Raw genomic sequence first — 7052 nt, forward strand, 5'->3', positions numbered from 1 at the left:
CCCGAGTTCGCAGTGGCTCGGGCCGCTCCCGGACGAGGCATGCGCCTCGCCCCTACGGGGGTTCCGGTGGAAATCAGGACGCAGTGCACTAAAAGCCGTAATCGATCGTGATGCGCTCGCCGGCGCGGGGGAGACGGTACTCCTGCCCGAGTCGTGAGCATTCTGCGACGAATCGCCGCGTGTTGTCCGTGTCGCTGCGGAACATCTCATAGTGGCACGGGATCGCGATGATCGCGCCTGATTCGTACGCAAGACGGGCCGCGTCCGTGCCGTTCATGGTTCCGTGCTTGCCGCTGATCGGGACGAATGCGACATCGGCGCCGTGGGGCTGAACCGCCTCGGCGACTCCCTGCACGCGCCGCGTGTCTCCGGCGTGGTAGAGCACGTAGGCGCCGTTCCGCGCGACGTAGCCCACCGCCTCGGGGGAATCCTCGTGATACGCGGGAACTGCCCTGACCGTGAAGCCGCCGAACTCCGCCTCGTCGTCGATCGCGAGCGCAGCGTCGGGCAGTCGGCCGGCGCGCTCCGCGGCGATCTGCTCGCTCCCGACCGCGCAGACGAACGCCGCATCTCCCGCGAGCACGTGGGGCAGCGTCTCGGGATCGAGGTGGTCGATATGGGCGTGGCTCGAGGTGACGATGTCGACGAAGGAGAGAAGCGACGGCTCGACGACGAGTCCGGTGATGCGTTCGTACGGGGTGTCCGTGCCCACGAACCTCGAGGTCAGCGAGTCCGAGAGATACGGATCGAGGAGGATGTGCTCCCCGGCGACCTGCACGAGGAATCCGCTCTGACCGAGCCACCAGATGTGCATCCCGGTTTCCTCCTTCGATGCCTCGATCTCGGCGATCAAATCCGCACCTGAGAGGATCGGGTCGATCCAATCCGGGATCGGCTCGTCGAAGTGATCGACGGGCGCCCGCGGCGTGAGCACATCCGGGACAGGGACGGCCTCCGCGGCTCGCCTGCTGAAGGCGGACAGGAGGCCTCGCCGCGTCGTCGGGCCGGAGGGAAAGAGTGATTCTGAGTCGTTTGCCATGATCCGGTAGCGCTCGAGGAGCCCCGAGCGAGCGGGCGCTGATCGTAGCAATGTGTTCGATTCGGGCCGCTTGCACCGACTCGAAGTTGTAGGTTCCACGGCATGAACACTCATGTCCTTCGGGCCTCGAAGGAGCTCTCGCAGCCGAGCCCGCCTGCGAACTTCCAGGGCGCCGTGCGAAATCACAACCTCACGGGCGGCTCGACGGAGATCGAAGTGCTGTCGGTGTGGTTCCCTGCCGGGGCACGAACGAATTGTCACACCCACGCAGTCGACCAGGTCATCCTCGTCACCGAGGGCGAGATCGCCGTGGGGGTCGGTACCGAGCGCAGGTTACTCAGGTTGGGGGAGCTGATCATGATTCCTGCGGGCGTCTGGCACTGGCATGGCGCGACGCCGCACCTCGATGCCTGTCATCTGTCGATCAAGGCACCCTCCGAAAGCGACTGGGGTGAGCCGCCGCCAGCCGACCGCGCCGAGTTCAGCGCCTACGACGACTGGGAGCTCTGGGTGCAGGCAGTCAGCGAGTAGGGAGAGCTGGGCTGCCGATCAGGCGCCCGCCGCGATTGCCACGAGCGCAGCGGCGTCGTCCGTTCCCAGGCGGTCGGTGTTGAGAACGATGTCGTACTGGGTGGGGAGCTCTTCCTTGATCCCGTAGAAACGCTTCAGGTAGTCGGCCCTCGCGGCGTCGGACTCTTCGACGGCGCGCATTGCATCCCCCTCGCTCACACCGCTCGACTCGACGATGCGCGCGGAACGCGTCTCGGGAGACGCGTTGACGAGTACGCGAAGCACGTCCGTCTTCTTCGCAAGGGCATGGGAGGCGGCGTGCGAGACGATGACGACGTGCCCGCGCTCCGACGTCTCCTCGATCGCGGCCCGGATCAGGCCTCGCAGATCTTCCGTCATCGGCACATCGGCAGGTGAGTAGACGCTGACACCCCCGGAGAAAGCATGTCCGCTGGCGTCGGAGCTCGACGAAAGCGCGTCCAGCAAGCGTGCCATGAATGTCTGCCGCTTCTCCACGTCGGCGACGACGTGCGGATCAACGCCCGCTTCGCTTGCAGCACGCGTGATGATGGCTTCGTCGACCAGGGTGAATCCGAGCCGCGCGGCGACGAGCGCGGCGATCTGGCGCATGTGGGTGCCGTCGGGGCCGGAGAAACAGACGACGCGGTAGCTCATGGCCGGACGCTACGGGAGAGGCCGTGAGCCGTCAAGCGGGATCCGATTTCCGGGCTGTCCTGCTCGGGCCGGGCGCCTTTTGCCGGTTCCGAAACGGCGGGTTCCGCGTTGCCCGACCGGCCCGGGCGATGCAGTCGTCTTGGTCGCGTCTCTGGAGGTTACGGACGACTGTGGCTCGAGGCGAATCGGGGGACCGTCTGTCGCTTCGCGGACGGTGGCGGCGAGGCCACGTGGCCTCCGCTACCGTTTCCGGTCTTGCCCGGCCGGACCTGCCGACGACAATGTTGGGGGTGCTAGCGGTCTTCGCGGCTGCAGTTCCGGTCTGGGTGGCTAGGGAGTACCAGGCGGCGGGCAGACGGCAGGCTGCGTGGCGGAATCGCCGGGCGGAGATCGGCGCGTCCGTGCGGGACGCTGGCTGGAAGCCTCGTCGGCGGTAGCCGGTCGGCGAGGCCGAGTGATCTCAACGGCGTAAGCAGTTTGTTCGGATTTCGAGAACGGCGTTGACGTCATCCCCTTTTCGGGGTATCCCGTGTGAGGACGCGGATCCGAACGGGGGAACCAGGAATGGTGATTTGGGGGATCGTGGCGCTGGTCGCAGTGGCCGTGTGCGCGGTGTGGTTCGCGAGGGAGTGCCGGGCGGCGTCGGCGAGGCAGGCCGAGTGGCGCGAAGTCGGTCGGCCGCCGAGTGTGGAGCGTGAGGCTTCATCGGCGCTCGTGCCGGCCGGAGAGGTCAACGTGGCTGAACTGAAGAGCGCGTCGCCGGTAGAGGTCAGACTCTGAGTCGGCTCCGGCTTCAGGCCGAGCCGCCTGAAAAGCTCGTCGTATGGATCGCATCGTGCGCGGTGTCCGTCAGCGTGCCACGCTCGGAGTCGAGCGGGGCAGCGTAGTAGTCAAGCTCGGCACGCTCGACGAGCGTTGCGTGCGCATACGTCCTCAGATGCTCGGTCGGAGAGTGGCCGAGCCACGTTGCAGCCTCGACGATCGGGACGCCGCTCAGGTGCCACAGAGTCGCCCTGCGGCGCCTCAAGTCGTGCGGCGGAACGCCGGCTCCCCTGCGGCCTTACAGGCCCTCGTGATCGCCGTCCGGAACCTGTCTGCTCCGAATCCGGCGAACACCTGAGCCTCGAGGTTCCGATCCTCCCGCGGCACGGTGTCCGTGACGGCCTGTAGGACGTTCTCCGGGACAGGTACCTAGCGGCTCGGCTCGTCTTCGCCGATGTGGGGGCCGAACGTCTCGACGGGCTGCTGCGGGGCGCCTTCCGCATTTCAGGGGACGGTTTCACGCCGCCTCTCCGCGACCGAGCCGCTCGATCGCCTCGAAAGGGATCAGCCATCGGCCTCGTGCTCCGATCCGGAAGGCAGGGATCTTGCCTTCGCGGATGTCTTCGGCGATCTTCTGACGGGTCTTTGGAGCGCAGCCGCGGCCTCCGCGCTCGTCAGGTACTGAGGTAGCTCTTGTGTAGTCATCGGTACGCCTATCGGCGCTAGTGTTGGTGGGTGTCCGGGTTTCAGAGCACGGTGTCGGAAACCGCCAGTGCCGTCGCGCGCGACTCCGCTCCGTCTCCAGCACCGTGAAGCCCGATTGCAGTCCGACCGAGAGCGGCCGGAGGCGATCCCAGTAGTTGGTCTCGTACCTGTCGGGGACGATGTAGGAGCCCGAACCGGAACCCTCGACCATCGCGCGGAGGATCAGGTGCGTGAGCGGGTTCCGCTCGATGAACGAGTCGGCTTCCGAGAGCCGCAGGCGCGCCTGCGAAGCACGAACCTCCGCGCTATCGAACTTGACCATCTCGCCGCGTGTCAGCTCGCGCTTTGCCCTCTCGGTCTCTTCGACGATCTGCTGCATCTCCCTCGAAGCGGTTTCGAGGTCTGAGTTGGCAGACCGTCGCTCCGCCTTCGGGTCGTAGTCACCTTGAAAAAGTCTCATTTCTTCTTCCCTTTCGGTCACTCCGCTGCGTCCCGCGTGGCACGCGCGGTGGATCGTTGAGTGACCGCCTGAATCGGGGAAGGGCCGGCAGGCCGGGAGTCCACACGGTTCCTGCCATTCGAAACGCAACCGGAGCGATCACGGCGACGTCTCCCGGGCTCTTGCGATCGGCAACGCCTATCGGCGCGAAGTCTCGAGAACGCACACAGTAAGATGGTTATGCCCCGCCGTCCGCGGGAACAAGAAGGCGTGTCCGGTAAACGAGGGGGAGAGACTATGGACGAGGCGGAGGCATCAGAACGCGCGGCCGAGCTTGCCGCCCAGCACCGCGACGTGAAAGCAAGGCTCGCGGACCTCGAGTCGGTGCTCACCGGAGTAGCAAACGTGCGCCCATCTGCGGAGCCCCTGTTCGAGAAATACCGGCAGAACCAACAACGTCTTCGGTTTGAGCTCGCACAGATCGAGCAGGAACTCAGCGAGCTAAATCGTCACTCGAGCGACGACTTGATGATCGCCGCGCTACCCGACGAGCTAACGCAGGTCGTTTCGTAACGGCCGTTCCGTAAGGCGCCATACGTTCTGAAACACGCCCGGGATCGGACGTCTTTCGGGGGTAGCACGGGGGGTAGCACGCGGTGCTCAATCTGGCCGTTTCCGGCCACGCCCGTACACGTTCGGAGAAGGGCCGCAAACGCCCTGCACAAGCCACAAACCCGCCTATTCAGCGGGTTTGCGGTTCTTCCAGGATGTACCGTCCTATAGCCCATACGGGATTCGAACCCGTGCCGCCGCCGTGAGAGGGCGGTGTCCTAGGCCACTAGACGAATGGGCCGTGCGGCGAGGGAGTGTACCGAACCCCGGCGCGGGGGCAGCGCGTCAGCGGGTGAGTAGCCCTGCGTCGAGGACGAGGCTCGATCCGGTGATGTAGCGCGCGCCGTCGCCGACGAGATAGACCACCGCCTGGGCGACGTCCTCTGGCTCGATCCACGGCACCGCTAGCAGATTCCCTGCCGAACGCTCGGCGATCTCGAGCGCCGTCATCCCCTCGAGCGCCGCGATACCGTCGTTGAGGGGCGTGTCGACACCGGTGGGATGGATAGCCACCACCCGGATGCCGTGCGGCGCTAGCTCGATCGCCCACGACTTCGTCAGCCCGGTCAGGCCCCACTTACTCGCCGAATAGTGGGAAAGCCGGCCCATGCCTCGCAGGCCGGCCACCGACGAGTTGTTCACGATCACGCCGCGGCCTGCCGCGATCATGTGCGGGATCACGCGCCGGGCCACGATCCATGGGCCTTTCAGGTTGATGTCGAGCATCGTGTCCCATTCGTCCTCGGTGAGCTCGTGTGCGAGGCCGTACGCGCAGATGCCGGCATTGTTGAAGAGCACGTCGAGACGCTCGAATCGCTCTATGGCACTGTCGACAGCTGCCGAGACGGCGCCATCGTCCCGGACGTCCGCAATAGCCGCGAGCGACGCTCCGCCGAGTTCCTCGCAGGCGGCACACAACGATTCGAGCTCGCCGCTCGTCCCCATCGGGTAGCCCGGGTACGAAAGTGGCGCGGCGACATCGAGCGCCACGATGTCATACCCCTCACGCGCGAGAGCGAGGCTCGTGGCCCGGCCCTGCCCGTGGGCTGCGCCCGTGACGAGTGCGACGGGACGTTCGGTCATGGCGCCCGATAGGGCTCGAGATAGGGGTCGAGCGGCACCCGCAGTGCGTCGTTGAACACGTTCGTCGCCAGCATGATCGCCCCGAAGGCCGTCAGCAGCACGATCTGTTCGTTCGAGTAGCGCTCCGAGAGGCGCCCATAGAGCCCGTCGTCGACTGCGTGCGCATCGTGAGCGAGGCGCATCCCGAACGCAACGACGAGCTCGTCGTCCTCGTCGAGCCCAGGCGCATCCGGATTCTCGCCGGCATCCATGAGGATCCGGCGGAAGAATGTCGAGCAGATGAGGCAGTCCGCCTCCGTCGAGATCGCGTGGCAGAAGAGTGTCGCGCGTCGATCCCCGAGGAACGCCACGACCTGTTCGTGGAGCGGGTACCACTCGAGGAGAGCGCGCAACGCCGCCGGAGCGTGCGCGAGCGTCCACTTCATATTGGTCATCCGGCTGCCCGCTGCCTCGTGTGCGGCTGCGATCTCGAGCGATGCAGGCAGGGCGTTCGTCTCGTCGAGTACTGGGATTCGCGGCATTCCCGTCATGATGCCACCGGACTCAAAGCGCCAGGCGGCGAATCCACGTCCGGAACTCGAACGAGCGCTAGACCGTGGGGGCCGTCGCCGACGCCTCGTCGTCGCGAGCGTCGATCCTGGCTTCGAGGCTGCGGCGGATGTCTTCGCCCGTCGCGAGGAGCGCCTCGTAGTGCACGCGACGAGGCGGCAGCTTCACGATGCGAACAGACTCGTCTCGGTCGCCATGGCAGCGTGCGTAGGCGGCCGCCTCATCGAGGGGCCTCAGGCGATTGTTCTTTCGCCGAAGCCATGTCACACCGGACACCTACCACGTCTCGGACATCGTGGGAACCCGGCTCGACGGCCGGGTTCCGCACTTTGCAGACGAAACGTGGAAGGGAGGGCGTTCAGCTCCAGGGCTTGCACGACCACGGGCTCCAGTCGCGACCCGAGGCGACGAAGTACCGGTGGGCGGCGGTGACCTGCTCTGCGACCGACGTGCCATGCCCGAAGATGCGCCGTTCACTCGAGCCCATCTGGAAGAGGCCGAGGTACTGGCCGTTCTGCGCTGTCGTGCGATACCCGGACTCGCAGAGGGACACACGCAAAGCCTGACCGCAGTAGCTGCCGAAGACCTTGCAGATCGCCTCCTGCGGCGGAAGCGTCGCCAGCGATTGCAACGTCCGCTGCTCGCGTTCGGACTCCCTTCGCGCCAGCCGGCGGGCGC

10 protein-coding genes and 1 tRNA gene are annotated in these 7052 nt (G+C 66.2%); 2 read left to right on the forward strand and 9 right to left on the reverse strand.

All coding sequences use genetic code 11. The features are described 5' to 3' along the window. Positions 1-88 precede the first annotated feature (88 nt). The gene (locus ABIR74_RS09930) at positions 89-1039 is read right to left on the reverse strand and encodes an MBL fold metallo-hydrolase (RefSeq protein ID WP_348177594.1); all 951 of its coding nucleotides are present in this window, start codon (positions 1037-1039) and stop codon (positions 89-91) included. Between the two features lie 102 nt (positions 1040-1141). Between ABIR74_RS09930 and ABIR74_RS09935 the strand changes: the two genes are divergently transcribed. Continuing rightward, positions 1142-1570, forward strand: a complete 429-nt coding sequence (locus tag ABIR74_RS09935) for a cupin domain-containing protein (protein WP_348177596.1) — start codon at positions 1142-1144, stop codon at positions 1568-1570. Positions 1571-1588: 18 nt separating this feature from the next. Here the strand turns inward: ABIR74_RS09935 and ABIR74_RS09940 are convergent, their stop codons facing one another. From ABIR74_RS09940 to ABIR74_RS09950, 3 genes are all read right to left on the reverse strand, one after another. Next, a complete protein-coding gene (locus ABIR74_RS09940; protein ID WP_348177598.1) occupies positions 1589-2224 on the reverse strand; it encodes a cytidylate kinase-like family protein in 636 nt (211 codons plus the stop codon). A gap of 793 nt (positions 2225-3017) precedes the next feature. Further along, a complete protein-coding gene (locus ABIR74_RS09945; RefSeq protein ID WP_348177600.1) occupies positions 3018-3251 on the reverse strand; it encodes a hypothetical protein in 234 nt (77 codons plus the stop codon). 252 nt (positions 3252-3503) lie between these two features. Beyond that, positions 3504-4151, reverse strand: coding sequence for a hypothetical protein (locus ABIR74_RS09950; RefSeq protein WP_348177602.1), 648 nt, complete (start codon positions 4149-4151; stop codon positions 3504-3506). 276 nt (positions 4152-4427) lie between these two features. Between ABIR74_RS09950 and ABIR74_RS09955 the strand changes: the two genes are divergently transcribed. Next, entirely contained in the window at positions 4428-4703 is a 276-nt protein-coding gene (locus ABIR74_RS09955; protein ID WP_348177604.1) for a hypothetical protein, read from the forward strand. Between the two features lie 207 nt (positions 4704-4910). On the opposite strand, the gene ABIR74_RS09960 is transcribed toward ABIR74_RS09955, so the two are convergent. From ABIR74_RS09960 to ABIR74_RS09980, 5 genes are all read right to left on the reverse strand, one after another. Continuing rightward, a tRNA-Glu gene (locus ABIR74_RS09960) sits at positions 4911-4983 on the reverse strand. A 44-nt stretch (positions 4984-5027) separates the two neighbouring features. After that, positions 5028-5825 carry a mycofactocin-coupled SDR family oxidoreductase gene (locus tag ABIR74_RS09965; RefSeq protein ID WP_348177606.1) on the reverse strand — a complete coding sequence of 266 codons (798 nt, stop codon included), beginning with the start codon at positions 5823-5825 and terminating at the stop codon, positions 5028-5030. After that, on the reverse strand, positions 5822-6346 hold the full coding sequence (locus ABIR74_RS09970) for a hypothetical protein (protein ID WP_348177608.1): 525 nt from the start codon (positions 6344-6346) through the stop codon (positions 5822-5824). Before ABIR74_RS09970 ends, ABIR74_RS09965 begins: the two co-directional genes overlap by 4 nt. 67 nt (positions 6347-6413) lie before the next feature. Continuing rightward, the gene (locus tag ABIR74_RS09975) at positions 6414-6641 is read right to left on the reverse strand and encodes a hypothetical protein (RefSeq protein WP_348177610.1); all 228 of its coding nucleotides are present in this window, start codon (positions 6639-6641) and stop codon (positions 6414-6416) included. 91 nt (positions 6642-6732) lie between these two features. Beyond that, positions 6733-7052 (reverse strand): hypothetical protein (locus ABIR74_RS09980; RefSeq protein WP_348177612.1); only part of this gene is annotated, 320 nt, incomplete at its 5' end.

This window comes from Gaiella sp. (assembly GCF_039915195.1).
In the GTDB taxonomy this organism is placed as follows: Bacteria; Actinomycetota; Thermoleophilia; order Gaiellales; family Gaiellaceae; genus Gaiella.

What these genes read in the sequence shown, in the direction of transcription:
- ABIR74_RS09930 (WP_348177594.1), bottom strand. Translation starts at nt 1,039, where the DNA reads ATGGCAAACGACTCAGAATCACTCTTTCCCTCCGGCCCGACGACGCGG.
- ABIR74_RS09935 (WP_348177596.1), top strand. Translation starts at nt 1,142, where the DNA reads ATGAACACTCATGTCCTTCGGGCCTCGAAGGAGCTCTCGCAGCCGAGC.
- ABIR74_RS09940 (WP_348177598.1), bottom strand. Translation starts at nt 2,224, where the DNA reads ATGAGCTACCGCGTCGTCTGTTTCTCCGGCCCCGACGGCACCCACATG.
- ABIR74_RS09950 (WP_348177602.1), bottom strand. Translation starts at nt 4,151, where the DNA reads ATGAGACTTTTTCAAGGTGACTACGACCCGAAGGCGGAGCGACGGTCT.
- ABIR74_RS09955 (WP_348177604.1), top strand. Translation starts at nt 4,428, where the DNA reads ATGGACGAGGCGGAGGCATCAGAACGCGCGGCCGAGCTTGCCGCCCAG.
- ABIR74_RS09965 (WP_348177606.1), bottom strand. Translation starts at nt 5,825, where the DNA reads ATGACCGAACGTCCCGTCGCACTCGTCACGGGCGCAGCCCACGGGCAG.
- ABIR74_RS09970 (WP_348177608.1), bottom strand. Translation starts at nt 6,346, where the DNA reads ATGCCGCGAATCCCAGTACTCGACGAGACGAACGCCCTGCCTGCATCG.